This is a genomic window from Corynebacterium sp. HMSC068H04 (assembly GCF_001811255.1).
Classification (GTDB): domain Bacteria; phylum Actinomycetota; class Actinomycetes; order Mycobacteriales; family Mycobacteriaceae; genus Corynebacterium; species Corynebacterium hesseae.
Window position 1 is genome coordinate 12,001 of sequence record NZ_KV803956.1, and the last position, 26,741, is coordinate 38,741.

The following is a 26,741-nucleotide window of genomic DNA, read 5'->3' on the forward strand; positions in this document are numbered from 1 at the left end:
GGGGAGTTATTCCCATTCGACTGCAGCAACCAATGTTGCGAGGTCGGCAGGTGTTGCAATGGATACAGGAAGTTGGGAAGGCTTGCCGTGCTCGGTGAGAAGGACCGCGCCGGGGTGGGTGCCGTCTGCCGCAGGGTCGGTGAGGGCGTCGATGACCTCTTGCGCGCTGGCGGTGCGGGGCAGGAACTCTGCGCGGTCCTTCCGTTCTGCGAATTCCAGGACCGTGTTAATCGACGCCGCGTTAATCACACCGTCGTCACCGAGATCTGCCGCAACCCATCGGGCAATGACGTTGGTGGTGAGAAGCGCCTGGTAAGTCCCGGACTCATAGATTGGGATCTGGGAATAGCCGGTCGTGTCAATAAGCTTCAAGGCCTCCATGATCGGGGTGTCAGGGGCAAGAGTGGTCACGTCACGGCTAGCGAGCAGAGCCTGCGCTGTGGGTGGATCCGTGAGCAGGCGTTGCAGGTTTTCGAGCTGCTTGATGACGTGAGGATGTGGGGTAGCGATGGGCTCACCGCTGAAGTAGCGGCCATGGGCGATGGCGTTGCGAAGGTTGCTAAAGTCCTTCAGCTGTTCTGCTTGGCGCTTGCTTAAAAGGTGTTTGTCGTGGGCGCGATCAACAATCCACCAGAAAGAATCAGAGTTCTTTGCCCCGATAGCTTGGCGGAGGAACTGCTCAATGTCATTAAAAGCGGAAAAGAATATGGCCAGGGAGTTGTCGCTCATGCCGCCTAAGTGTACGGGTTCTTGGATTTGTGCTTAAGGCTCAAGTGATAAGAAAAATCTCGCCGTGAGCAACCCCGGTGGTTGGGGAAACTCACGGCGAGAATGCGGTATGCGCGATGCGTTGATCTTTAGAAGACGACGCGCAGGATGGACACCGTCGCCGCAGCGATGGCGGCGGCCGCCGGAAGAGTGATGACCCATGCCAAAGCGATGGGCTTCATCAGCTTCCAGTTGGCGGCGTGGTTCACAATGCCGACACCAAGGACGGCACCGATGAGGATGTGGGTAGAGGACACCGGCAGGCCCAAGAGGGAAGCAGCCATGACGACGGCAGCAGCGGCCAGCTCGGCAGCGAAACCGGAGGAGGGGTGCATTTGAGTGAGGCCAGAACCCACGGTCTGGATGACGAAGCGGCCGATGAACCAAAGGCCGGAAACCAAGGCGATGCCCATGGCTACCATGACCGGCAGCGGCACGGAAACTTCATCGGAGATCTGGTTGGTCTGCAAGACATCGAAGACTGCAGCGAAGGGGCCGATGGCGTTGGCGATGTCATTGGAACCGTGCGAGAACGCAAAGGCGGAGGCGGTGAAGACCTGCATCCACGAGAAGAGGAGGAAGGTAGAGCGCTTCAGGGACTTCTTCTTCAGGGAGCGGGCAAAGATGAAGACGGCCATCCAGACTATGGCTCCAACCATGCCCATGACTAGGAAAGTTTCTAGGGCGGTGACATCGATGCCGGTGTGCTTCAGGCCCTTGAAGAGCAACATCGCGGAGATAATCACGGCACCCAGCGCTGCGAGCAGCGGAACCCAGTTCTCGAGCGCGCGGTGTGCATTGACATCCTCGAGATCCTTGTTGAGGTTGTGCAGATCGCGGTAGTAGTCGGACTCGAGTGCCTCTGGGTCGTAGTCCTCTTCGGCGGTAAGGGCGGCGTCGCGAGCCATCGCATTTGTGTAGGAGATCTGCTGTAGCTCGTTCATACGCTCGAAGCGGGTCTTGTGCTCCTTGCGCAGCTCGGCGCGGCGAAGTTTGATGTCACGCAGGCGTTCGTCCGCGGCGTCGTTGTACACCAAGATGGAAGACTTGATCCACTTGAAAAGGAGGTATGCGGCAATACCGCCGAGAACCGGAGAAAGCACCCAGGAGAAAGCGATGGTGCCGATTCCGCCCCATTGCACCATGTCCATGCCGCCCTTGCCGGTGATGAAGCCGACGGTCAGAGCGGCGCCGACGATGCCGCCGACGATGGAGTGGGTGGTAGAAACCGGCCAACCCATGCGGGTGGCTACCAAAAGCCAGATGGCAGCGCCGAGGAGTGACGCCATCATGATGTAGACAAATTCCATCGGGTCGAGGCCATCGATGGCATCGAGGTCCACGATTCCGGAGCGGACCGTATCAGTCACCTCGCCGCCGGCGAGGATGGCTCCGGATACCTCAAAGACCGCCGCGACAGCGAGGGCCTGCTTCATGGAGAGGGTTCCCGCGCCCACGGAGGTACCGAAGGAGTTGGCGACGTCATTGCCGCCAATGTTGAAGGCCATAAAGACAGCGAAGATAATTGCTGTAACAAGGACTACCTTGTTGGTTCCCTCAGCAACTTCTCCGTTGCCCCAAATGATGAAAAAGATCAGGGTGACAGCCGTGATGGCGCCGAAGAACAGGTGCCAAATCCAGTCCTTGTTCTTGCCATTCATCGACTCAAGATCAGGCATCGTCGGCGTGGCGGTGCTCAAAACGTCGTTCCTTTCATGAAGAGAACGCTGCGTGATGAGACAGTGTGAGCAGGCCGCGGGCGGGGTGCATTCGGCGTTGGCGCGGGAAGCGCCATACCTACCGCGGTGCAGGTGATAATGACATCACGCGCAGTTCTTTTATGCTTTTAAAGACAGAGCGGAACCCACCACGAACCGGCGGGAACTTGACTACCTTAAAGCATTAAGGTGTACGGCAGGTAAACACCTGGTGTATGTGAATCTAATCTGGGCTAATGTGGCACATTTGGGGGTGGTGCGACCTTGGGGTGGGCGCTTCTTAAGACCCTAAGACTTGTAAACCCCACGGCCTAAGGTGTCGCACTGCTCCATTTTGCCGGAATTATAACCGGCGAGGAACGACTGCGCACGGTCTTCGGAAGAGCCGTGCGTCCACGTATCGGGGCGTACTTCGCCCCCTGAGCGGCGCTGGATGTTGTCATCGCCCACGGCGCGTGCAGTGTTGACAGCATCAGTCACCTGCTGCTCGGTAATGGTTTCGAGCAGGGCATCGTCACCCTTGTCGGCGTAGTGCGCCCACAGGCCGGCATAGCAATCGGCTTGCAGCTCAATCTTCACCGCGTTGGAATCCTCGCCGGGCTCGTTGTAGTTCGAGAGGCTGAGTGTTCCTTCCAGCTTTTGGATGTGGTGGCCGAATTCGTGGGCCACGATATACATCTGTGCCAATGGGGCATTATCGCCGCCGAAGTTGCGGAGCTGGTCGAAGAAAGCAGTGTCAAAGTATGCAGACTCATCCGCAGGACAGTAGAACGGACCCGTAGCGCCGGAGGCCTGGCCACAGCCCGACATAGTGGTGTTTTTAAAAATGACGCGGCCCGGTTCGACGTAGTCGATGCCAGCCTGGTCTGGTAGCTGCTGCGCCCACACCTTGTCCACGGACTGGGCCGCAAACATGACGCGGCAATCGTCATACTTGTTGCCGTCTTCAGCGGTTTGGCAGTGCGCAAACGCGTCCTCCCCGCTTTCTTCGGGGCCGACCTGGGTCTGGTCGGCCTGGGGATCGCTTCCGGTGATGGCGCCGGGATCGCCGCCGAGAAGGAGATAGAGGCCGATGAGGAGGAGTGAACCAATGCCGCCGCCGGTAGCGATCATGCCGCCGCGGCCTCCACCGCCGGAGCTTGCTCGCTTACCATCAAAATTGGCGCCAGATTTAAAAGTCATGCTCCAGATTTTGCCACATGCTGGTGGTGGTGTCTGCTCGATAGTGGGTGCACCGCCATGCGCGCGGTGCTCACCCTAGCGCTGAGCAAGTCCGGTGAGGGCGGTAGACTTGGGCCGTTCAAGTACTTGCATCCCTCGGCGCGTGCTGTCTACGCGTGGCGTGAGTGGGTGTGAGCGTCAACGATGAGAAGGGATTGAACGAGAGTGCTGCGTACACATTTGGCAGGCGAACTGCGCAAGGAGTTGGCGGGGGAGACCGTCACCCTGACGGGGTGGGTCGCACGCCGTCGCGACCACGGTGGTGTTATCTTCATTGACCTGCGTGACCGCTCCGGCGTTGCCCAGGTTGTTTTCCGCGAGACCGAGGTAGCTGAGCGCGCCCACGATCTGCGTTCCGAGTACTGCGTCAAGGTCACTGGCGTCGTGGAGCCCCGCCCGGAGGGTTCGGCTAACCCGAACCTGGCCTCCGGCGAGATTGAGGTCAACGTCACGGACCTGGAGGTACTCAACAAGTCCGCAGCGCTGCCGTTCCAGATTGATGATCCATCCTCCTCCGGTGAGGTCGGTGAGGAGACCCGCCTGAAGTACCGCTACCTGGATCTGCGCCGTGAGCGCCAGCACGATGCACTGCGCCTGCGCTCGGCCGCGAACCGCGCTGCCCGCCAGGTGCTGGACAGCCACGATTTCACTGAGATCGAAACCCCGACCCTGACTCGCTCCACCCCGGAGGGCGCCCGTGACTTCCTCGTGCCGGCGCGCCTGAAGCCGGGCAGCTGGTACGCACTCCCGCAGTCCCCGCAGCTGTTCAAGCAGCTGCTCATGGTCGCCGGAATGGAGCGCTACTACCAGATCGCTCGCTGCTACCGCGATGAGGACTTCCGCGCTGACCGCCAGCCGGAGTTTACGCAGCTCGACGTCGAGATGTCCTTCGTGGACCAGGATGATGTCATTGCTCTGGCGGAAGAGATCGTCTCCGCCCTGTGGAAGCTCATCGGCTACGAAATCAAGACCCCCATCCCGCGCATGACCTATGCCGATGCCATGAAGTACTACGGTTCCGACAAGCCGGACCTGCGCTTCGACATCAAGATCGTGGAGTGCACGGACTTCTTCAAGGACACCACCTTCCGCGTCTTCCAGAACGAATACGTCGGTGCCGTCGTCATGGAAGGCGGAGCCTCCCAGCCGCGCCGCCAGTTCGATGCATGGCAGGAGTGGGCAAAGCAGCGCGGTGCGAAGGGCTTGGCCTACATCACCGTTGCCGAGGATGGCACATTGGGTGGCCCGGTAGCCAAGAACATCACGGATGCCGAGCGCGAGGGTATTGCCGCCCACGTCGGCGCCAAGCCGGGCGATGCCATCTTCTTCGCTGCCGGCGAGACCAAGGCTTCCCGTGCGCTGCTGGGCGCAGCTCGCGGTGAGATTGCGAAGAAGCTCGACCTCATCAAGGACGGCGACTGGGCCTTCACCTGGGTCGTCGACGCACCGCTCTTCGAGCCCTCCGCCGATGCCACCGCCTCGGGTGACGTGGCTTTGGGCCACTCCAAGTGGACTGCAGTCCACCACGCCTTCACTTCGCCGAAGCCGGAGTACCTGGATAACTTTGACCAGAACCCGGGAGAGGCCCTGGCTTATGCCTACGACATTGTCTGCAATGGCAATGAGATTGGCGGCGGTTCCATCCGTATCCACGACCAGGATGTGCAGAAGCGCGTCTTCGACGTCATGGGCATCGGCGAAGAAGAAGCGCAGGAGAAGTTCGGCTTCCTGCTCGACGCCTTCCAGTTCGGTGCTCCGCCACACGGCGGCATCGCTTTCGGCTGGGATCGCATCGTCTCCCTGCTCGGTGGATTCGAGTCCATCCGCGATGTCATCGCCTTCCCGAAGTCCGGTGGCGGCGTCGACCCGCTGACCGACGCCCCCGGCACCATCCCCGCCGCGCAGCGCAAGGAGACCGGTGTGGACTTCAAGCCGGAGAAGGCTGCGAAGGCAGCCCAGGGTGAAAAGGCTGGGAAGGAGTCCTAAAGGCCCCACACCATGGGTGTACCTCATTGGGCCGACAACAAGTGGAAGCAGGCAAGCAAGTGAATCCGACGGGACACGAGTCCATGAATAATTCTGTGGCTGATGCCGTGGTAGCAGAAGCCTCACAGATGATTTCGCGCCGCTATGGCGGGGAGCCTGAGCTGAGTGACGTTGAGCAACTCACCGGCTCGGGCAATGCCGTGGTACTTCGTGCTCGGACGACTCCCAGCGCCTTCTTCCCGCATCGTTCGGTCGTCATCAAGTACAACCCGGTCACCGGGCACACTATTGATGACGCCGCGCTTCTCCGTGAAGTGGTGGCCTATCAGTTCACCACGGCGCTGTCTGAGGAGGTCCGCCCAGGACCTGTGTTGCTCGCACACGACGTGGACAAGCGCATTCTTGTGCTGTCCGACGCCGGCGAAGGCGACACCCTGGCGGACACCCTTGCGCGCAGCGGTGATGAAGACCGCGGCGAGCTGCTCAGGGCTCTGGGCAGCGCGTTGGGCAAAATGCATGCTGGGACTGCCGGGCGCGAAGAAGACTATGACGCCCTGCTCAAGCGCCAGTTACGTCGGCATCCCGAATACGCCGAGCACCAGGCATTGCGCGATGATTCCTTGCAGAGCTCCATTCTGATTGGTGCGGATATCCTCAGCGAGGCAGGACTGGAACCGCCGGAACACGTCCGCACATTGGCCCGTGCCGCCATGCAGAGTCTGAGTTCTGGCCGCAACCGCGCTTTTACTCCCTTCGACCTGTCCCCAGACAACATCATCGTCGGCTCAACGCTGACCTTCTTGGACTATGAGTGGGCCGGTTTCCGCAACGTCGGCTTTGACGTGGCCTGCGTGGTGGCCGGCTTCCCGCAGTTTCTTTTTTCTCGGCCGATCACTGATGCCGAGGCGGGGCTTTTCATCCATGCCTGGCAGCGCCGCATTGTCGATGTCTGGCCGCAGCTCGCCGATGAGAAGACGCTGCACGAGTTGCTCGTCTCCTGCCTCATCGGTTGGGCTCTGTCGAGCGTGACCACGATGTATGCCGGCGGGATCGAAGGGGTCGTCGCGTTGGCGGAAGGCAACGCTGAGATCTACCGTGACCCGCACCGTTCTCTGCTTCGTCGATCCGACCATGGTCAGTTCAGCGAGGATGAAATACTGATTCGGCGCGATCTTTATGAGACCTTCGAAGCGCTGTCGCGGTTTGCCGCGCAATGTAGCAATGACGGGTGCTCCGCGGTCGCCGAGTTTGGGCGAGCCGTGGCCTCTCGACTCCGGGAGCCCTGATGGGGCAGGAGTCATTCTTCGGCGATGACCAGTCAGCGCCAAGCCTGCCGGGTGGCCCCGATATGTTTGCAACCCACCCCGGTTCGCCGCTGGCCGCGCGCATGCGGCCGCAAAACCTCGATGAAGTAGTGGGGCAGAAGCACCTCCTGGAGCCGGGAACCCCGCTGCGTAGGCTGGTGGAAGGCTCAGGCGAGGCCTCCGTCATCCTGTACGGGCCGCCGGGAACCGGAAAGACGACGCTGGCCTCACTCATCGCATCTTCCTTGGGAGATAACTTCATTGGGCTTTCCGCCCTAGACTCCGGCGTGAAGCAGGTTCGAGAGGTGATCTCCCATGCCCGCCGTGAGCTGATTCAAGGGCGCCGCACCGTGCTGTTCATCGATGAGGTGCACCGCTTCTCCAAGACTCAGCAGGACGCGCTGCTCGCGGCCGTCGAAAATCGCACCGTGCTGCTCGTGGCCGCCACTACCGAAAACCCTTCCTTTTCCGTCGTGGCGCCGTTGCTTTCGCGTTCCTTGTTGCTGCACTTGGAGCCGCTGGACGACGCCTCCCTGCGCACCCTCGCCGAGCGCGCATTGACCAGCGAGCGGGGATTGGCGGGAAGGATCACCGCAACGGACGATGCTCTAGACCAGCTGGTGCTGCTCGCCGGGGGCGATGCTCGGCGCACACTGACCTATCTTGAGGCGGCGGCCGAGGCAGTGCCCGATGGCGGTGAACTCACCGTTGAGGTTCTCAAAGAAAACGTCAATCACGCGGTGGTGCGCTATGACCGCGACGGCGACCAGCATTATGACGTGGTCTCCGCGTTTATTAAGTCCATCCGCGGTTCCGACGTGGATGCCGCGCTGCATTACCTGGCCCGCATGATTGAGGCAGGCGAAGACCCGCGTTTCATCGCCCGCCGGCTTATCGTGCATGCCTCCGAAGACATCGGAATGGCTGATCCCACCGCGCTGCCCACTGCCGTGGCCGCAGCGGAGGCCGCGGCCCTTATCGGATTACCCGAGGCGCGTATTCCGCTGGCTCAGGCGACAATCCATCTCGCTACGGCACCGAAATCCAATTCCGTTATCAACGCCATCAACGCGGCCCAGGCCGACGTTCGCGCCGGCAAGAGCGGGCATGTGCCCGCGCACCTGCGCGACGGCCATTATGAGGGAGCGAAACGCTTGGGCAATGCAGTGGGCTATCAGTACCCGCATGATGATCCGCGCGGTGTACTGTCCCAGCAGTATTTGCCGGAGACGCTGGCGGATGCCGAGTATTATCACCCCACCGACCATGGCGCGGAGAAGCGTGTGCGCGAGTACCTGGGAAGGCTGCGGGACATCATCCGGGGGCGGCGTCGCTAAGCACAGCACCGGACGGGTAAAGTTGAGCGCTGACTAGAAACCATTCAACAGTGAAGGAATTTTGCTCGTGAAGACTCATGAGATCCGGGAACGCTTTACCCAGCACTTCGTCAAGGCCGGCCACGAGGCCGTCCCCAGCGCGTCGCTGATCCTGGATGACCCGAACCTGCTCTTCGTTAACGCCGGCATGGTTCCCTTCAAGCCCTACTTCCTGGGCCAGCAGAACCCGCCTTTTGCTAATGGCACGGCGACCTCTATCCAGAAGTGCGTGCGCACCTTGGACATCGAGGAAGTGGGCATTACCACCCGTCACAATACCTTCTTCCAGATGGCGGGTAATTTTTCCTTTGGCCAGTACTTTAAGGAAGGCGCAATTACCCACGCCTGGAACCTGCTGACCACCTCCGTCGATGAAGGCGGTTTGGGCCTCGACCCGGAGCGTTTGTGGGTCACGGTCTACCTCGACGATGATGAGGCGGCCGATATTTGGCACAACAAGATCGGCGTGCCCACCGAGCGTATTCAGCGCCTCGGCATGGAAGACAACTACTGGTCCATGGGTATTCCCGGGCCGTGCGGTCCGTGCTCTGAGATCTACTATGACCGCGGGCCGGAATATGGCCAGGATGGCGGCCCGATTGCGGATGATAACCGCTACATGGAGATCTGGAACTTGGTCTTCATGCAGAACGAGCGTGGCGAAGGCATCGGCAAGGGCAACTTCGAGATCGTGGGCGAGCTGCCCAAGAAGAACATTGATACCGGCATGGGCATCGAGCGCGTGGCCTGCATCCTGCAGGGCGTGGACAACGTCTACGAGACGGACCTGCTGCGCCCGGTCATCGACGTAGCCGAGGAGCTTACCGGTGCGAAGTACGTTCCGGATGCTCCGAAGGAAGACCTCATTCGCTTCCGCGTGGTGGCGGACCACTCGCGTACCGGCATGATGCTCATTTTGGACGGCGTTACCCCCGGTAACGAGGGCCGTGGCTACATTCTGCGTCGCTTGCTGCGCCGCATTATCCGCTCCGCCAAGCTGCTTGGCGCGAAGGGTGAGACCATGGAGCGATTCATGAACACCATCATGGACACCATGACCCCGTCCTACCCGGAGATCGCCGATAACCGCGAGCGTATCCTGCGCGTTGCCGTGGCGGAGGAGAAGGCCTTCCTAAAGACGCTGGAGTCAGGCACCAAGCTTTTCGACGAAGCCGTGGAGGAACTGAAGAGCACCTCTCGTGCGGCCACCCCGAAGGTCCTCTCCGGCGAGAAGGCTTTTGAGCTGCACGATACCTATGGTTTCCCCATCGACCTGACCTTGGAAATGGCTCAGGAAGCCGGTTTGACCGTAGACATGGAAGGCTTCGACGCCGCCATGGGCGAGCAGCGCCGCCGCGCCAAGGCCGATAACCAGGCCAAGAAGCATGGTCATGCTGACCTGTCGCTCTACCGCGAGTGGGTGGATAACCACCCGACGTTGTTCACGGGCTATGAGACCCTGGAGTCCGAGGCCAAGGTCATCGGCCTTGTGCGCGATGGCGAGAAGGTTACTGAGGTCGAGGCAGGAGATACCGTCGAGGTAATCCTGGACCAGTCGCCGCTCTACGCCGAAGCCGGCGGCCAGACCGCCGACCGGGGCCGCATTATCGCGGGCGAGGCCCTCCTTGAGGTCAACGATGTGCAGAAGATTGGAAAGAAGCTGTGGGTGCACAAGGCTACGGTGACCGCTGGAGGCCTTGAGTTGGGCAACGGCGTAACGGCTGCCGTTGATGAACAATGGCGCCACGGCGCCGTGCAGGCGCACTCGGCGACGCACCTTATCCACGCAGCCCTGCGCCAAGTGCTAGGCCCGACTGCAGTCCAGGCTGGTTCCTTGAACCGACCCGGCTACCTGCGCTTTGACTTCAACTACACCGACCAGCTCACTCAGGAGCAGCTCGATGATATTGCTTTGGTGACGAACCAGGCGGTGGACCAGCACTTCCCGGTCAATACCATCGAGACGTCTTTGGAGAAGGCCAAGGAGATGGGCGCGATGGCCCTCTTTGGTGAGAACTATGGTTCCGAGGTTCGCGTCGTGGAGATGGGTGGCCCCTTCTCCATCGAGCTCTGCGGTGGTACCCACGTGAAGAACACCGCCGAAATTGGCCCGGTGTCCGTCCTCGGTGAATCCTCAGTGGGCTCGGGCGCGCGCCGTATCGAGGCTTATTCGGGCTTGGATGCATTCCGTTTCTACTCCAAGGAGACCGCACTCGTGGAAGGGGTGTCCCGCGAGCTCAAGGTGCAGACTGAGGATCTTCCGGAGCGCATCGCGCAGCTGACGGAGAAGCTCAAGGCCGCTGAGAAGCAGATTGCGGAGCTGCACAAGGCCCAGCTCATGTCGCAGACCGCGGAGATGATTTCTGGTGCGACCACCGTTAATGACTACACCCTCGTATCGGTCAAACTTCCTAACGGAGTAAACGGCGGTGATCTGCGCACGTTGGCCTCGGATATCAAGAACCGTCTCGGTGATGTCGCCGGTGTGGTTGTCCTGGCATCGGAGAACGAGGGCGGCAAGCTCCCGTTCATCGTTGGCGCCACTAAGCCTGCCGTCGAGCGCGGCGTCAAGGCTGGTGACTTGGTCAAGGTTATTTCTGGCTATGTTGACGGCAAGGGCGGCGGAAAGCCCGATATGGCTCAAGGTTCCGGCGCCAACGCTGAAGGTCTCCAGCAGGCCTTCGACGCCGTCCGTGATGAGCTCGAAGCCCACTAACGAACTCGCCCTAGTTGGCGTGCAGTTGTAGCTGACTCGCAGAATCAGGAGGAGCACGATGGCCGTAGAACCCGACAAACCAGGCGTGGACGATCCCGGCCCGGGGCGCCGTTTGGGCCTCGACGTTGGTACCGTCCGCATCGGCGTGGCGGTCTCTGACCGGGACGCGCGCTTGGCCATGCCGGTCGAAACCGTCCGGCGTGAGACCGGGTTTAAAGACCGCGACAAGGGTGATATCGACCGCCTGCTTGAGCTGATTTACGAGTATGACGTGGTTGAGGTAGCCGTTGGTTTGCCGCGTGATCTCAAGGGCAATGGTTCATCAAGTGTTAAACATGCCAAGGAAATCGCGTTTCGTATCCGCCGCCGCTTGGCAAAAGATGACAGGATGAAAGAACCTCCGCCCGTGCGTATGGTGGATGAACGCCTTACTACCGTGGTCGCCTCCTCCGCATTGCGGGCCTCTGGCGTATCAGAGAAGCGAGGTCGCTCGGTGATTGACCAAGCAGCCGCGGTGGAAATTTTGCAATCCTGGCTGGATGCGCGCCATTTCGCGTTGAACGGCCACAGCCCTTCAAACGTAGGAGACGAAGTACGTGAGCCGTAAACCTTCACGCATCGGACGCTCGATGGAACCCCAATATGTCAAGCGCCGTCAGCGCGGCATGGCCGTGCTCATTGCGAGCTTGGTCCTGATCATCGGTGGACTTGGCTACATTGGTTTCCGCCTGTTGGGAGGGGGCAGCACCTTGGACTATGAGGGGCAGGGCAATGGAGTAACCCAGCTTGTTCAGGTTCCGGAGGGCTCGTCGATGAGCGAGCTGGCACCTGAATTGGCGGAGAAGAACGTGGTGAAGACGCCCGAAGCTTTCTCTTCTGCGGCCAACTCGAATCCGCGCGCGAGCCAAATCAAGCCTGGATTCTACCGCCTTCAGGAGGAGATGAGCGCGAAGTCTGCCGTCGAAGCGCTGCTTGATGAGGGCAACATGGTTGACCTCCTCGACGTGCAGGGTGGAGCTACGCTTCTCGACGTCAACGTGGTCGGCGGTGATGTCCGCTACGGTATTTACTCGCTGATTTCTCAGGTCTCCTGCAAGGAGGGCGAATGCGTATCCGCCGAGGAGCTGGAGAAGATCGCGGCCACGGTGGATCCTGCTGAGCTGGGTGCGCCGGAGTGGGCATTGGAGGAAATTCGTGCCCGCGGTGAGGACCCCAAGCGTATTGAGGGCCTTATCGCTCCGGGCCAGTACGTCCTCGATCCGAACATGGACGCTAAGGAGATCCTGACGGATCTCATCACACGTTCGACGAAGAAGTACAACGACACCAATATCGTTGACCGCGCCCAGGCAATTGGCCTCAAGCCCTACGAGCTTCTTACTGCGGCTTCGCTGGTGGAGCGCGAGTCCCCGGCCGGTGAGTTTGACAAGGTCGCCCGTGTAATCCTCAACCGCCTTGATGAGCCGATGCGCCTTGAGCTGGATTCCACGGTCAACTATGGCCTCGAGGATGTTGAGCTGGCCACTACCGATGAGGATCGCCACCGCGAGACTCCTTGGAATACCTACGCGAAGGATGGTCTCCCAGATTCACCGATTGCTTCTCCTTCGGAGGAAGCCATCGGGGCCATGGAGAACCCCGCGGAGGGCAACTGGCTCTTCTTCGTCACCGTCGACGACAAGGGCACCACGGTGTTTACCGATAATTACGACGAGCACCTCGCCAACGTCGATGACGCTGTTCGCTCCGGCATCCTTGACAGCCAGCGCGAAGGCGCTGGCGAGCCACCGGCCGACGAGCCACCGGCCGAGGAGCAGTAACCTGATGCCCCGCGCCGCAGTTCTGGGCAGCCCTGTCGCTCATTCCTTGTCCCCGGTCCTCCATAACGCAGGCTATGAAGCTGTGAATTTGGAGGATTGGGACTACACCAAGATTGAGGTGACGGACCTAGCTGCCTTCCTCGCCAATGCGGGGGAGGAGTACCGCGGCTTTTCGGTCACCATGCCGCTCAAGTTCGACGCACTCGCCTGCGCGAACATCGTCAGCGAACGCGCCGAGCTCATCGGCTCCGCGAATACCCTGGTGCGCACCGAAGAAGGGTGGCGTGCGGATAACACGGATACCGAGGGAGTTCTGGGCGCGCTCGACGAGCTGCTTGGAAGGTCCCAACCGTCGACGGCACTGCTCATCGGAGCAGGTGGAACCGCACGGCCTGTCCTGTGGGGCCTAGCCCAGCGCGGTGTGCAGGACGTTACGGTGCTCAATCGCTCCGACCGCATCGCCGAGCTGCGCCCGCTGGCTGATGACCTTGGCCTCACCCTCCACGTGGCAACGTTCAGCGATGATCTCGCGGGGCTTGCGCGTTCGGTAGATCTCGTGGTCTCCACCGTTCCCTCCGCCGCCGTGGAAGAGCACCTAACGCAGCTGGCCAAAGCTCCGGTATTTGACGTTATCTATGATCCGTGGCCAACTCCGTTGACCGTTTATGCCGCTGCCGACGGCTACCCGACAGTCGGCGGGCACGTCATGCTGGCCAACCAGGCCTTTTCGCAGTTCGAGCAGTTTACAGGGCACACCGCTCCACGGGCAGAGATGCTGGCTGCATTAAACAAGGCGCTCAAGCTATCCTGATCGGTTCCCCAAACCACCGCGTGCGCCTTGTCTTTCCGCGCGGTAGGCTGCGGGCTATGGGGGATGTGCTTTTCTTGGCGTGGGGGTGCGCCTTAATTGTTTATGACCTGCGTTTTAAGCGCTTGCCTAATTATCTGACGCTGCCGGCCGCGGCTTTATCGTTGTGCTGGTTCAGTTTGGCGGGCCTGCTCTGGCTAGGCCTGTACGTGTTAGTGGCGCGTTTTAGCCGTGCAGGAAGCGTGGGCGGGGGCGACCTCAAGCTGGCTCTGCCTCTGGGAATGGTGACCGCCCACGCAGCGGGCCTACCAGGGGTTGCGTTGGCGATGATCGGGGCGGCTCTCAGCACGGTGTTGTGGGGTATCATCACGCGGGATAAGGTGCCTGCGCATGGTCCTGGGATGCTGTTTGCTGCGGCTCTCGTCGTGTTCTTTAGCCCCAACACGGTGTGATAGTTGGCCTAGTGACCACGAAAGAAGCCCTGGCATGCGATAATAGTCCGCATGCTTCGTTGGACTACCGCAGGTGAATCTCACGGTCAAGCGCTCATTGCACTCATTGAGCACATGCCGGCCGGGGTTCCCGTTTCCCAAGACGACATCGCTCTCCAGCTCTCTCGCCGCCGCCTTGGCTATGGGCGTGGCGCGCGCATGAAGTTTGAGGCTGATGACCTCACCCTGCTCAGCGGCATCCGCCACGGCTTGACCCTGGGCAGTCCTATCGCCATCATGATCGGCAACACTGAGTGGCCAAAGTGGACCACCATCATGTCGCCCGATGCCTTGGATCCGGAGGATCCGGAGTCCGCTAAAGCTATGGCTTCCGGTCGCGGCGCCCCGCTGACCCGCCCGCGCCCCGGCCACGCTGATTTTGCTGGCATGGTGAAGTTTGATCACTCGGAGGCGCGCCCCATCCTGGAGCGCTCTTCCGCGCGTGAGACCGCCGCCCGCGTGGCTGCAGCCACCGTCGCACGCAACTTCCTCCGTGAAACATTGGGCGTCGAAGTGCTCTCCCACGTGATCTCGATTGGCGCCTCCGAGCCCTATGAAGGCCCGTCGCCCAGCTTTGCGGAAATTGAGGCCATCGATGCTTCTCCGGTACGGGCCTGCGATAAGGCCGCAGAGGAATCTATGATCTCAGAGATTGAAACCGCTAAGAAGCAAGGCGATACCCTTGGCGGCATCGTTGAGGTCATCGTGGAGGGCCTGCCAATTGGCTTGGGATCGCACACGTCAGGGGAGGACCGTCTCGACGCACAGCTCGCCGCCGCCTTGATGGGCATTCAGGCCATCAAGGGCGTTGAAGTCGGTGATGGTTTTGCTGAGGCCCGCCGTCGCGGAAGCGAGGCTCATGATGAGATGGTCCGAACCGATCGCGGCGTGGATCGAGAAACTAACCGGGCGGGCGGTCTAGAAGGTGGAATGACCAACGGCCAGACGCTGCGCTTGCGCGCGGCGATGAAGCCGATTTCCACAGTTCCGCGCGCCTTGAAGACGGTGGATATGGCCACAGGTGGAGCGGCGACTGCCATCCATCAGCGCTCCGATGTGTGTGCGGTTCCTGCTGCTGGTGTTGTTGCAGAAGCAATGGTGGCGTTGGTCCTCGCGCGCGCCGTGTTGGAAAAGTTTGGTGGAGATAGCCTCGCTGAGACTAAGCGGAACATCGCCTCCTACCAGGACTATGTGGCAAGCCGCTTGGATTGGGGTGAAGCATGAGCTCCCCACGCGTTGTCTTAGTTGGGCCTCCCGGTTCCGGAAAGACTACGATTGGCCGCCGTTTGTCGCGGGCGCTGAATTGTGACGTTGTTGATTCTGATGATCTGATCGAGGCCCGCTACGGCAAGGCCTGCGGTGAAGTGTTTTCTGAACTGGGTGAGCCGGCATTCCGTGAGGTAGAAGCAGAAGCGGTGCGCGAGGCACTGGCCACCACTGGGGTCGTGAGCCTCGGCGGCGGAGCAGTGCTGACCGAATCCACACGTGCCTTGCTCGATAACCTGACCGTCGTATTCCTCGATGTCACGCCGGAAGAAGGCGTAAGCCGCACGTTGGGTGATGCGAACCGCCCCGTGTTGGAATCTGCAGATCCATTGGCGCACTATACCCAGCTTTTGGAGGCGCGCCGCCCCCTTTACTCGGAGGTAGCTGATTTGAAGGTGCGCACTGGTGTGCGCTCCCCGCAACAGGTAGTGGGCGATATTCTGAGTTTCCTTGAAACCCTCTAAATCGCCGGCTGTTTTGCTTTAACCTCATGATGAAGCCGCACAATCACCGCTAGCCCAGCCAAAGGAGCACTACTCATGCACACTATTCCGGTTAAAGGACCTTCACCTTATGAGGTCACAATTGGCACTGGTCTGAGCACAGAAGTGATTGGGCGCGTGGCGGACATTGGAGCGGCTAAGGTGGCGGTCATTCACCAGCCGCCGCTCGCGCAGGCTGCCGGTGACCTCGCCGAGCAAGCCCGTGCACAGGGAATAGAGGCAACTCTGGTCGAGGTACCTGATGCAGAGGCAGCTAAGCAGCTCGATGTACTTGCCCGGCTTTGGGATACCTTAGGGGAGGCTGGTTTCAGCCGCCGTGACGCCGCTATTGGTCTCGGCGGCGGTGCCGTGACCGACTTGGCAGGCTTTGCCGCAGCGACGTGGATGCGCGGCATCCCAGTTATCCAGGCGCCGACCACACTGCTCGCGATGGTGGACGCGGCCGTCGGCGGAAAGACAGGTATTAACACTGCCGCAGGCAAGAACCTTGTTGGGGCTTTCCACGAGCCGGACTCAGTCTTTGTCGATCTGGACCACCTGCGCACCCTGCCTGCCGACGAAATCGTCGCCGGTTCTGCGGAGATCATCAAGACTGGCTTCATCCATGATCCGCGCATCATCGAGCATTACCTTGCGGATCCTGCCGCTTGCCTGGACCCCGACGGCCTGTTGCCAGAGCTCATCCAGCGTTCCATCGCGGTCAAGGCGCACGTGGTTGGCCAGGACTTAAAAGAATCGGGGCTGCGTGAGACCCTCAACTACGGCCACACCTTCGGCCATGCGGTGGAGCGCCGCGAAAACTACACCTGGCGCCACGGCCGCGCGGTAGCAGTGGGCATGATGTTCATCGCCTACTTGTCCCACGCACGCGGGCTTATCGACGCCAACCTGGTAGTCACCCACCGCGACATTCTCACCCGAATTGGGTTGCCCACAACCTATGAGCAGGGCCATTTCGAACAGCTGCTGGATGGCATGCGCCATGACAAGAAGAACCGCGGTGGCCACATCCGTTTTGTGGCCCTCACGGGAATCGGGGAAACCACGCGCTTGGAAGATGCTACCGTCGACGAGCTGCGCGCAGCCTATGCGCAGCTCGCCTCATAAAAGCTTAAGGAGTTTGCCATGACCATTCTCGTTCTCAACGGCCCGAACCTCAACCGTCTGGGCAAGCGCCAACCAGAAATCTATGGCAGCGAAACCCTAGAGGACATCGAGCGTCGCGTCCGCGCAGCGGCGGGGGAGGAAGAGATCGTCTTCTTCCAGTCCAACCACGAGGGCGAGCTCATCGAGCAGGTGCATCGCGCCGCCGACGAAGGCTGGCCCGTCATCATCAATCCGGGTGGGTTTACGCATACGTCGGTGGCACTGCGCGATGCCCTAGCGGAAGTAGCCGATGGTGCAGGTTTTGTTGAGGTACACCTATCTAATGTGCACGCGCGGGAAGCATTCCGTCAGCACTCCTATCTGAGCCCGATCGCACGCGGTGTCATTGCTGGGCTTGGCTCTTATGGATATGTCGCGGCACTGGGGTACTTCCTCGCAAATTAGCTATCATGGAGTATCGCTTGAAATGAATGGAGTGGTTCTCACATGGCATTAGCCGATACTCGTTATAGCAACCGCCGCCGCAAGCTCATGACCGAGCTATCTGGTCAGCGCGTCGACGCGATCATCGTCACCCATTTGACGCACGTGCGCTACCTCACCGGCTTCTCCGGTTCGAATGGTGGTCTACTGTTGCGCAAGGACCTCTCCGCGCTCATGGCTACGGACGGCCGCTACACCACACAAATTGCTGAAGAGGTCCCGGATATCGAAGCCAGCCTCGGTCGCGATGTGGGCCCGCACCTGCTGGTGCAGGTTTCTGAGGACCTTCGCGTTGGCTATGAAGCCGACTATGTCACCGTTTCACAACTTGAGCGGCTGGAGAAAGCAAAACCGGAGGGCGTTACTCTGGTGCCTGTCACCGGCGTAGTAGAGAAGATTCGCCTCGTCAAAGACAATGTCGAGCTTCAAAAACTCGAAGAAATCGCAGCTTTGGCAAACCAGGCGCTGACCGAACTCGTCGAGGCCGGGGAAGTAGCCGCTGGACGCACGGAGCGTCAGGTAGCTGCCGACCTTGAATACCGGATGCGCATGCTTGGCTCGGAACGCGTGAGCTTCGACACCATCGTGGCCTCCGGCGAGAACTCTGCAAAGCCCCACCATGGTGCGGATGACCGCGAACTGCGCAAGGGCGATCTGGTAACGATTGACTTCGGCGCTCACCTCCGCGGCTTTAACTCAGACTGCACCCGTACCTTCGTCATCGGTGAGGTTTCTGATTTCGCCCGCGAAATCTATGACGTTGTCCTGCGCGCCCAGGAAGCGGGCGTCAAGGCAGCGGTGCCAGGTGCCAAGCTTGTCGACGTCGACGCGGCCTGCCGCGACATAATTGCCGATGCTGGCTATGGTGACTACTTCGTTCACTCTACCGGCCACGGCATTGGTCTCGACGTGCATGAAGGGCCTTATGCGGCCACAACCGGAAAGGGCACGTTGGCTGAGGGCATGACCCTGACCATTGAGCCCGGCATCTACGTCCCAGGCAAGGGAGGAGTGCGCATCGAGGACAGCCTCATTATCACTTCAGGGGCCCCGAAGATCATCACGGCTTACCCGAAGGACCTTCAGGTGCTGTAGCTAGCACCCCTTGGCGCCGTACTTGATGCGCGTACGGTATGCTTAGACACTGTTTTCATAGTTTCGACTACAAGTTATTTGGGAGAGTCATTTCATGGCAGATACCACTGATTTCAAGAACGGTCTCGTTCTGAAGATTGACAACAAGCTTCAGCAGATTGTTGAGTTCCAGCACGTCAAGCCCGGCAAGGGCCCGGCATTTGTGCGCACCAAGCTCAAGGACGTGGTCTCTGGCAAGGTGACTGACAAGACCTTTAACGCTGGTGTGAAGGTGGAGACCGCAAACGTCGACCGCCGCGACATGACCTACCTGTACAACGATGGCCAGAACTACGTGGTCATGGATGATAAGACCTTTGAGCAGTTTGAGCTTCCGTTTGAGAAGTTCGGTGACGCCGGCAAGTTCCTGCTGGAGAACATGCGCGTTCAGGTGTCCTTCCACGACGGTGAGGCTTTGTTCGGTGAGCTGCCGATCTCCGTTGATCTGAAGGTGGAGCACACCGAACCTGGCCTGCAGGGTGACCGCTCCAATGGCGGCACCAAGCCGGCAACGCTCGAGACCGGTGCCGAGATTCAGGTTCCGCTGTTCATTGAGATCGGAAACGTTCTCAAGATCGATACCCGTACTGGCGAGTACCTCTCTCGCGTCAACAACTAAGATGACCCAACCAGAGCCAAACTATAAGCGCCACACGGCGCGCTACCGAGCACGTCGCCGCGCCGCGGACATTCTTTTCGAAGCTGAATCGCGCGACGTTGATCCGGTAGCCATCGTTGAGGACCGCGTAGAGCTGGCCCGCGACCCAGAAAACGGCGTGGCGCCGGTCGCGGACTACACCCGCGAAATCGTCAGCGGAGCTGCCGAAGAACTGGATGACATCGATGACGCGATCGCCCGCTACCTCTCCAGCGAGTGGTCGCTCGAGCGCATCCCGGCCGTCGATCGTGCGATCATGCGCGTAGCGGTATGGGAAATCCTCTTTAACGCGGACGTTCCTAACGCTACCGCGCTCGTCGAAGGTGTGGAGCTTGCCTCGGAATACTCCAATGACAAGGCAGCACCTTATATCCACGCTGTGTTGGATGACGTCATCCAGGCCCAGTCTGCGGATAGCCCAATGGACTCGGCATCTGCCGAGGAATCTGAAGAACCCGCTGAGACTGCGGAAGATGAAGGCGACTCCGAGTAGAGCCCACGTCTTTCCCTGAATCCCGAAACTCCGGCCAGCTATCCTTTGTGAACTGGCCGGAGTTTTGTCTTGGTCGAGTTCAAATAGGAAACTGCCCTAGCTGCCAATGATCCTGAACCTGCCTGCGGCAGGAGCAAAGGAGTTGGCAACTAGGGCAGTTGCGGTAGTGATGCTGCGTGCTAGAGCAGCGAAGAGAGGAAATCCTTAGTGCGCTGGTGCTGCGGATTGTCCAAGACTTGCTCGGGGGTGCCGGTTTCAATGACGCTGCCGCCGTCCATAAAGACGATGTTGTCGGCGACTTCACGTGCAAAGCCCATCTCGTGAGTAACGACGAGCATGGTCATGCCATCGGCGGCAAGCTCCTTCATAACGCGGAGGACCTCGCCGACCAGCTCGGGGTCGAGGGCGGAGGTGGGTTCGTCGAAAAGCATCAGCTTTGGATCCATGGCCACAGAGCGGGCAATGGCGACGCGCTGCTGCTGACCACCGGAAAGCTGCACCGGGTACGCATCTGCCTTGTGGGCGAGGCCCACCTTTTCCAGCAGCTCCATCGCTTTCTTCTTTGCCTGTTCTGGATTCTGCTTTTTCACCTGGACGGGGGCCTCGATGATGTTCTCCAGGACTGTGCGGTGGCTGAACAGATTGAACTGTTGGAACACCATGCCGATGTCTTGGCGCTGAGCGGCGGCTTCCTTTTCGGAGATTTCATAGAGCACGCCGTTGCGTTCACGGAATCCAATGAGCTCGCCGTCGACGTAGAGGCGGCCGGCTGTGACCTTCTCTAGGTGATTGCAGCAGCGAAGGAAGGTTGATTTTCCGGAACCGGAGGGGCCCAGTAGGCAAGTGACCTCGCCGGGCATGACGGTGAGATCGATGCCCTTGAGAACCTCGAGCTGACCGAAGGATTTATACACATTCTGTGCAGAGATCATTGGGGTGGTCATTAGTTCTTTACCTCCGGGATAACAGACACGTTGCGGGGAATGGTTCCTTCGGCATCCGCCAGCGCAGCCAGCTGGCGGCCGGTGAGCTCGCGGGTGGCGCCACGTTCGAAGCGGCGCTCCAAGAAGTACTGGCCCACCATAAGAAGCGAGGTGATGGCCAGGTACCACGTCGCCGCCACCATGAGTAGCGGGATGGGCTCGAAAAGCGCAGCGGAGATATCCGTGGCGCGGCCGAAAATCTCTGCGGTGTAGGGAATTGCCACCACAAGGGAAGACGTCTTCAGCAAGGAAATGAACTCATTACCGGTCGGCGGGATGATGATGCGCATGGCCTGCGGGAGAACCGTGCGGCGCATGGTCATCCACCAGCCCATACCCAGGGCCTTGCTGGCTTCCTTCTGGCCCTCGGGAACCGAAGAGATGCCGGAGCGGACGATTTCCGCCATGTAGGCGGCTTCGTTCAGGCCCAAACCGAGCACGGAGAGCAGGAATGCATTGGTGAGTACCTCCGTGAGAGAAATCTCCGTAAACCCGAGGTTGATGGATTGGTAGAGCGCGGAGAGCAGACCCCAGAAGACGAGCTGCACGTAGATCGGGGTTCCTCGGAATAGCCACAGGAAGAGCCAGGACACACCGCCGAGCACGGGGTTGGGGGACATACGCATCACGGCGAGAGCGGCGCCGCCCACGACGCCGATGATCATCGCCAGAATCGTAATCGCGATGGTATGCAGCGCGGCGGTGGCGATGCGAGTGTCGAAGAGGTACTGGAAGTAAGTGCCCCATCCGAAGGCCTCGTTGCGTGCCGAAGAGAGGACGAACCACACAGCAAGGAGCACGAGGAGGGCGGCGAAGACCCATCGCCACGGGTGGCGAAGTGGCCGGGCTTCGATCTTCGGTGGGGTAGCCGAAGCCGCAGAATCCGATGCTGCCGGGAGAGAGGAATTAGTCATTGATCGGCCTTTCATTAATCATTGCGTGTTCGACGAGCCCCTCGGTAACGCCCCATTTTTCGAGGATTTCTGCGTAGGCCCCGGTGTCAATAAGGTGCTGGAGCGCGGCTGCCACGGCAGGTCCGAGCTCGGAGTCCTTAGGTACGGCAAACCCATAGGGAGCGGCGTCAAACATTTCGCCGACCATGGACATACGCCCGCCCGAGCGGTTGACCGCCCACGCAGAGACTGGTGAGTCCGCCGAAAGCGCGTCCGCGCGGCCCATGAGTACCGCGAGGGCGGCGTTGTCACTCGTGTCATAGGGGAGGATGGTCAGGTCCCCATCGCAGGCTTCTTGCTTCGGACGTAAGTCGTCCGTCTCGGACACGGTGGTGCGTTGCACCGCGACGGTGAGGCCACAGGGATTCGATGGATCAACCTTGTTGGGGCCGTCGGTGAGCTCGGCCCACTGAATGCCGGCGTAGAGGATATCGACGAAATCGAAGTTCTCACGACGCTCATCAGTATCGGTAAACCCAGACCCGCCGAGATCAATCTGCCCGGACTGGACTGCCGGCAGGATCATGGAAAAGTCCTGCTCCACCGGCTGGAATTTGAGGCCCATCACTTGAGCGACTGCATTGGCCAAGTCCATTTCAAGACCGATGAGTGAACCATCGGAATCCTTGAACTCGAAAGGCGCAAACGGTGGGTTTGTGCCTACGGTGAGGACCCCATCTGCGTCCTGGTACATCGCGGCGATCTCGGGTACTTCGTCCACGTTAGGCTCTGACCAGCCTTCTGGCAGCGCCGGCTCCTCGTTGGTGACGCAGCCGGAGAGGGCAACAGAGGCCAGCGCTCCGACGGCGCCCACGACGGCCTTCTTCTTATTCATGCTTTAACTCTCTTGATAACTTGCGGCTTTGCGCCTATCCACGACGATGAAAATGGCGACGATGATGCCGCCGAGCGCGAACATGAGCAGGATAAGCGGTGTGGAAGCATCCTGGTCCACGCCCCACGGCCATAATGCGCGAAGTGAGCCCAGCATAAAGCCGGCCATGGCGGCGAGGGTCGGATCGCGGTGGGTATCGAGTAGGTAATTCAAAATCTTGACGAACGCGGCAAGGCCGCACACCGCGCCGAGGGCGAAGACGCCCACGACGGTCATGTTCCGGTCAGAGACCGCGCCGATGACCGGCTGGTAGAGGCCCATTGTCAGCAAGATGAGTGAGCCCGAAACGCCTGGGAGAACGAGCGCGCAGACGGCCACCATGGCCGCCAAGAACACCACAATCAGGCTGGGGTCTTCGACGGGAGTTGAAGTAAAGCCGGTAACGAAGAAGATCGCGACGGTGGCGATGATGAATGCAGCGATGGACGCGGGCGTAAACCGCGACATCATGCTAATTGGAACGATGATGGACACGGCGACCATGCCGAGGAACAATGCGCGGGACAAGGACACTTGCCCTTCCACAAAGTTGTGGAGCAGCGTGGAAAAACCGAAGACGGCAAGGAACATGCCGGCGGCGACTGAGACGAGGAAGCCCCATTCAACCTTTTTGAAACGGCCGGAAATGAGATCATTGGCGTTGTGCAAAGCGCGTTCATAGATGCCTACGATGAGCGCGACGGTGCCTCCGGAAATTCCGGGGACCAGCTCGGCCATGCCAATGAGGGCGCCGCGAATGGCGTTAAGAATATAGTGCATAAACCGAAAGTAACGTTGACAGTCTCCTCGGTGGGGATGCCGTGCCGAGGGAGAGGAATGAGCAGATGACTCCTTATTCTCTCATTGTGCGACGCGCTTATGCAAACTATTCAGCCCATAGAAGGTTATACGTTGACTACATCGGCAAGCGCTTGGCCACTTCGCCATAGATTGAGCCCAAGATGGCGAAGGCAGCGAGTCCTACGAGACCGTCGAGAAGCACGGTGTAGAAGGTATTCAACTGCGGGTCATCGGAGGAGGCTGCGGACTTGCGCAGCTCCTGGTAATAAGAGGAGCCTTCCACCTTGGAAGAAACTTCCTTGTCGGTGCTGGATTCAGCAGCGGTAGCAACAGTAGTACCGCCCAGGGTAAGGGCGGCTGCGGTGCTCAAAGCGATGATCGTGCGACGCATGATGACGGGTTCCTTTCGGTTGAAAACACTAATACCCCACAACATTCTCTGTCGCGGGGTGGAATTGTGCCCCTGGTGAGACTCGAACTCACACTACACGGGTTTTGAATCCGTTGCCTCTGCCAATTGGGCTACAGGGGCGCACAAGCAACGATACTAGCGCAGCTAACCAATGGGAACCTAATTGCCTGCCTAAGGGCAGCGTCGGTGCTGATTGGCGCAACACGTTAGGATGGGCCGGGTGACTACTTCTCAGCCCCGACTCTTGCTCATCGACGGCCACTCCATGGCCTTCCGCGCATTTTATGCACTGCCCGCGGAGAACTTTTCTACCTCGGGCGGGCAGCATACGAATGCGGTCTACGGATTCCTTTCCATGCTGGCGAATATCTTGGCGGAGGAGAGGCCGGACTTCGTCGCGGTAGCCTTCGACGTGGGCCGCAAGACCTTCCGCACGGAGATGTTCCCCGACTACAAGGCACAGCGCGAAGCCGCGCCGGAAGAGTTCCGGGGGCAGGTTGAGCTCATCCGTGAGGTTTTGGAGACGTTGGGAATCACCACGCTGTCGCGCGAGAACTTCGAGGCCGATGACATCGTGGCTACGTTGTCCACGCAGGCGGGCGCGGACTATGAGACCTTCCTGGTCACCGGTGACCGCGACTATTTGCAGCTTGTCGACGACTCCACGACCGTCCTCTATCCCATGCGCGGGGTATCCAAGCTGCATCGCTTTACCCCGGAGGCCGTGGAGGAGAAGTACGGCCTGAGCCCGCAGCAATATCCGGACTTTGCTGCCCTGCGCGGAGATCCTTCCGATAACTTGCCCTCCGTTCCAAAGGTGGGGGAGAAGACCGCCACGAAATGGATTACCCAGTATGGCTCCCTCGACGGGCTCATCGAGCATGCCGAGGAGATCAAGGGAGTGGCGGGCCAGAACTTCCGCGACCGCATCGAACAGGTCAAGCTCAACCGACAGCTCACCCAAATGGTGACGGATATGGACCTGGAGGTGGGCCCTGCGGATCTGGAGTTTAAGGGAGCGATCGCTAGCGAGGTCGCGGCTCGCTTCGACGAGTTGGAATTCGGCACCAACCTGCGCGAGCGGGTTCTCAACGCCGTCCCACACGACGCCGCCGCCGAAGCCGCTGCGGCAGAGGAAACGCCGGAGGTATCGGTGACTGTGGTGGACACGCCGCTGGCTGAGTGGCTCGAGGGTAAGGAAGACATAGCAGTCTTCGTACAAGGTGATGGGACCCCGGGCGCGGGTGATGCTGCAGCACTGGCACTGGTCGATTCCTCCTTTGAGGGCCGCCAGATTGAGTTAGCAGATCTCGATGCTGAGGACGACGCCGCGCTGGCCGCGTGGTTGTCATCAGACTCGCCGAAATACCTACACGAGGCGAAGGCCGCCTGGCACATGCTTGCCGGCCGGGGGATTGAGTTGCGCGGAATTGCCCACGACACCGCCCTTGCCGCCTACCTCTTGCGTCCGGGGCAGCGCACGTATGCGTTGACGGACGTGTACCAGCGCCACCTACAGAAGTCCCTCGGCGCGGCCACGGAGCAGCTCTCCATCCTTGATGAGAACCCTCTGGTGGATCAGGCTGCTGCCATTATGGAGTTAGCGGCAGAACTAACGCGTCAACTCCAGGAGATTGACTCCTTCGAGCTCTATACCGACCTGGAGTTGCCGCTGGTCAACATCCTTGCCCGCATGGAGGCCGCCGGTATTGCAGTCGACAGGGATGTCTTAGAAACTCAGCGCGATGCCTTCATTGAGCAGGTCAATGAACAGGAACGCGCCGCCCGCGAGCTGGCCGGTGATGATTCTCTCAACCTGAATTCCCCGAAGCAGCTGCAGTCGGTGCTCTTCGATACTTTTGACATGCCGAAGACGAAGAAGACCAAGACCGGCTATTCCACCGCGGCTAAGGAAATTGAGCAGCTTGCTGCTACCCATCCGCACCCCTTCCTCGATCACCTGCTGGCCCACCGCGAGTATCAGAAGATGAAGACAACGCTGGAAGGTCTCATTAAGACCATTCAGCCGGATGGCCGCATCCACACCACGTTTAACCAAACGGTGACTTCGACGGGCCGTCTGTCTTCGACGGAACCGAACCTGCAGAATATTCCGGTGCGCACTGAGGCAGGACGCCAGATCCGTTCGGCTTTTGTGGTCGGCGAAGGCTTTGAGTCCTTGATTACGGCCGACTACTCCCAGATTGAGATGCGTGTCATGGCGCATCTCTCCGCAGACCCCGGGCTCATCGAGGCCTACCGCGAAGGCGAGGACCTGCATAACTACGTCGGATCCAAGGTTTTCGATGTACCGGTGGATGAGGTCACCTCGGAGCTGCGCCGCCGAGTCAAGGCTATGTCCTATGGCTTGGTCTATGGACTTTCCGCTTTTGGCCTATCGCAGCAGCTGGGTATCCCAGCGCGCGAGGCTAAGGAGATTATGGAGAGCTACTTTGAGCGTTTCGGCGGCGTGAAGCGCTACCTCGACGAGGTAGTGGTGCAGGCCCGAAAGGACGGTTATACCTCCACGGTCTTTGGGCGCCGCCGCTACCTGCCGGAGCTAAACTCCGATAACCGCGTGGCCCGTGAGAACGCTGAGCGCGCTGCCTTGAACGCGCCCATCCAGGGAACTGCTGCGGATATCATCAAGGTTGCCATGATCCGTGTGGATAAGGCCCTTGAAGGCATGGCCTCGCGCGTGCTGCTCCAGGTTCACGATGAGCTTGTCGTGGAGGTGGCTCCCGGAGAGGCAGAAGACGTACAGCGCATCCTAGAACGCGAAATGGACAAGGCTATCGAGTTGACTGTTCCGCTCGAGGTGTCCGTTGGCGTGGGCAAGAACTGGGATGCCGCAGCGCACTAGAGG

At 60.1% G+C, this 26,741-nt stretch carries 24 protein-coding genes and 1 tRNA gene; 16 read left to right on the plus strand and 9 right to left on the minus strand.

The genetic code is table 11. From position 1 onward, the window contains the following. Positions 1 to 6: 6 nt before the first annotated feature. From HMPREF2792_RS00080 to HMPREF2792_RS00090, 3 genes are all read right to left on the minus strand, one after another. Entirely contained in the window at positions 7 to 729 is a 723-nt protein-coding gene (locus tag HMPREF2792_RS00080; protein WP_070529850.1) for a CBS domain-containing protein, read from the minus strand. Positions 730 to 857: 128 nt separating this feature from the next. Next, positions 858 to 2,447, minus strand: coding sequence for an inorganic phosphate transporter (locus HMPREF2792_RS00085; RefSeq protein ID WP_198530273.1), 1,590 nt, complete (start codon positions 2,445 to 2,447; stop codon positions 858 to 860). A gap of 327 nt (positions 2,448 to 2,774) precedes the next feature. Next, positions 2,775 to 3,668 carry a KPN_02809 family neutral zinc metallopeptidase gene (locus HMPREF2792_RS00090; RefSeq protein WP_070522171.1) on the minus strand — a complete coding sequence of 298 codons (894 nt, stop codon included), beginning with the start codon at positions 3,666 to 3,668 and terminating at the stop codon, positions 2,775 to 2,777. Positions 3,669 to 3,872: 204 nt separating this feature from the next. Here HMPREF2792_RS00090 and aspS point away from each other — a divergent pair, with 204 nt between their 5' ends. The 15 genes from aspS (at position 3,873) to nusB (ending at position 19,852) form a co-directional block, all read left to right on the plus strand. Continuing rightward, a complete protein-coding gene (aspS, locus tag HMPREF2792_RS00095) occupies positions 3,873 to 5,693 on the plus strand; it encodes an aspartate--tRNA ligase (RefSeq protein ID WP_070522174.1) in 1,821 nt (606 codons plus the stop codon). An 83-nt stretch (positions 5,694 to 5,776) separates the two neighbouring features. Beyond that, positions 5,777 to 6,979 carry a phosphotransferase family protein gene (locus HMPREF2792_RS00100; RefSeq protein ID WP_070529954.1) on the plus strand — a complete coding sequence of 401 codons (1,203 nt, stop codon included), beginning with the start codon at positions 5,777 to 5,779 and terminating at the stop codon, positions 6,977 to 6,979. Beyond that, positions 6,979 to 8,334: a replication-associated recombination protein A gene (locus HMPREF2792_RS00105; RefSeq protein ID WP_070529852.1), complete on the plus strand. Its 1,356-nt coding sequence runs from the start codon at positions 6,979 to 6,981 to the stop codon at positions 8,332 to 8,334. The genes HMPREF2792_RS00100 and HMPREF2792_RS00105 overlap by 1 nt, the downstream gene beginning before the upstream one ends. Before the next feature lie 67 nt (positions 8,335 to 8,401). Then, positions 8,402 to 11,089: an alanine--tRNA ligase gene (gene alaS / locus HMPREF2792_RS00110; protein ID WP_070529853.1), complete on the plus strand. Its 2,688-nt coding sequence runs from the start codon at positions 8,402 to 8,404 to the stop codon at positions 11,087 to 11,089. A 58-nt stretch (positions 11,090 to 11,147) separates the two neighbouring features. Further along, positions 11,148 to 11,696, plus strand: a complete 549-nt coding sequence (gene ruvX / locus HMPREF2792_RS00115; RefSeq protein WP_070529855.1) for a Holliday junction resolvase RuvX — start codon at positions 11,148 to 11,150, stop codon at positions 11,694 to 11,696. 22 nt (positions 11,697 to 11,718) lie between these two features. Then, positions 11,719 to 12,909 (plus strand): endolytic transglycosylase MltG, encoded by a 1,191-nt coding sequence (gene mltG / locus HMPREF2792_RS00120; protein WP_070529859.1) that lies wholly within the window; start codon positions 11,719 to 11,721, stop codon positions 12,907 to 12,909. Between the two features lie 4 nt (positions 12,910 to 12,913). Continuing rightward, positions 12,914 to 13,720, plus strand: a complete 807-nt coding sequence (locus HMPREF2792_RS00125; protein WP_070529860.1) for a shikimate dehydrogenase — start codon at positions 12,914 to 12,916, stop codon at positions 13,718 to 13,720. 56 nt (positions 13,721 to 13,776) lie between these two features. Beyond that, positions 13,777 to 14,169 carry a prepilin peptidase gene (locus HMPREF2792_RS00130; protein WP_070529861.1) on the plus strand — a complete coding sequence of 131 codons (393 nt, stop codon included), beginning with the start codon at positions 13,777 to 13,779 and terminating at the stop codon, positions 14,167 to 14,169. A 51-nt stretch (positions 14,170 to 14,220) separates the two neighbouring features. Next, a complete protein-coding gene (gene aroC / locus HMPREF2792_RS00135) occupies positions 14,221 to 15,432 on the plus strand; it encodes a chorismate synthase (protein WP_070529862.1) in 1,212 nt (403 codons plus the stop codon). Then, a complete protein-coding gene (locus HMPREF2792_RS00140; RefSeq protein WP_070522199.1) occupies positions 15,429 to 15,938 on the plus strand; it encodes a shikimate kinase in 510 nt (169 codons plus the stop codon). The genes aroC and HMPREF2792_RS00140 overlap by 4 nt, the downstream gene beginning before the upstream one ends. Positions 15,939 to 16,013: 75 nt before the next feature. Further along, positions 16,014 to 17,084, plus strand: a complete 1,071-nt coding sequence (aroB, locus tag HMPREF2792_RS00145) for a 3-dehydroquinate synthase (RefSeq protein ID WP_070529864.1) — start codon at positions 16,014 to 16,016, stop codon at positions 17,082 to 17,084. Positions 17,085 to 17,102: 18 nt separating this feature from the next. Further along, a complete protein-coding gene (gene aroQ, locus HMPREF2792_RS00150) occupies positions 17,103 to 17,528 on the plus strand; it encodes a type II 3-dehydroquinate dehydratase (protein ID WP_070529866.1) in 426 nt (141 codons plus the stop codon). Between the two features lie 42 nt (positions 17,529 to 17,570). Next, entirely contained in the window at positions 17,571 to 18,662 is a 1,092-nt protein-coding gene (locus HMPREF2792_RS00155; protein ID WP_070529869.1) for a M24 family metallopeptidase, read from the plus strand. Between the two features lie 94 nt (positions 18,663 to 18,756). Continuing rightward, complete coding sequence (gene efp, locus HMPREF2792_RS00160) at positions 18,757 to 19,320, plus strand: elongation factor P (protein ID WP_070529873.1); 564 nt, start codon at positions 18,757 to 18,759, stop codon at positions 19,318 to 19,320. Between the two features lies 1 nt (position 19,321). Continuing rightward, on the plus strand, positions 19,322 to 19,852 hold the full coding sequence (nusB, locus tag HMPREF2792_RS00165; protein ID WP_070529882.1) for a transcription antitermination factor NusB: 531 nt from the start codon (positions 19,322 to 19,324) through the stop codon (positions 19,850 to 19,852). 179 nt (positions 19,853 to 20,031) lie between these two features. Here the strand turns inward: nusB and HMPREF2792_RS00170 are convergent, their stop codons facing one another. The 6 genes from HMPREF2792_RS00170 to HMPREF2792_RS00195 form a co-directional block, all read right to left on the minus strand. Beyond that, positions 20,032 to 20,796, minus strand: coding sequence for an amino acid ABC transporter ATP-binding protein (locus HMPREF2792_RS00170; RefSeq protein ID WP_070522216.1), 765 nt, complete (start codon positions 20,794 to 20,796; stop codon positions 20,032 to 20,034). Continuing rightward, positions 20,796 to 21,749 carry an amino acid ABC transporter permease gene (locus tag HMPREF2792_RS00175; protein ID WP_070529883.1) on the minus strand — a complete coding sequence of 318 codons (954 nt, stop codon included), beginning with the start codon at positions 21,747 to 21,749 and terminating at the stop codon, positions 20,796 to 20,798. The genes HMPREF2792_RS00170 and HMPREF2792_RS00175 overlap by 1 nt, the downstream gene beginning before the upstream one ends. Next, positions 21,742 to 22,623: an ABC transporter substrate-binding protein gene (locus HMPREF2792_RS00180; protein ID WP_070529885.1), complete on the minus strand. Its 882-nt coding sequence runs from the start codon at positions 22,621 to 22,623 to the stop codon at positions 21,742 to 21,744. Before HMPREF2792_RS00180 ends, HMPREF2792_RS00175 begins: the two co-directional genes overlap by 8 nt. A 3-nt stretch (positions 22,624 to 22,626) precedes the next feature. Next, positions 22,627 to 23,442 (minus strand): DUF368 domain-containing protein, encoded by an 816-nt coding sequence (locus HMPREF2792_RS00185; protein ID WP_070529887.1) that lies wholly within the window; start codon positions 23,440 to 23,442, stop codon positions 22,627 to 22,629. 136 nt (positions 23,443 to 23,578) lie between these two features. After that, positions 23,579 to 23,854, minus strand: a complete 276-nt coding sequence (locus HMPREF2792_RS00190; protein ID WP_070529889.1) for a hypothetical protein — start codon at positions 23,852 to 23,854, stop codon at positions 23,579 to 23,581. Positions 23,855 to 23,921: 67 nt separating this feature from the next. Then, positions 23,922 to 23,995 (minus strand) — tRNA-Leu (locus tag HMPREF2792_RS00195). A 91-nt stretch (positions 23,996 to 24,086) separates the two neighbouring features. Here HMPREF2792_RS00195 and polA point away from each other — a divergent pair. Beyond that, positions 24,087 to 26,738 (plus strand): DNA polymerase I, encoded by a 2,652-nt coding sequence (polA, locus tag HMPREF2792_RS00200; protein WP_070529891.1) that lies wholly within the window; start codon positions 24,087 to 24,089, stop codon positions 26,736 to 26,738. Positions 26,739 to 26,741: the final 3 nt, after the last annotated feature.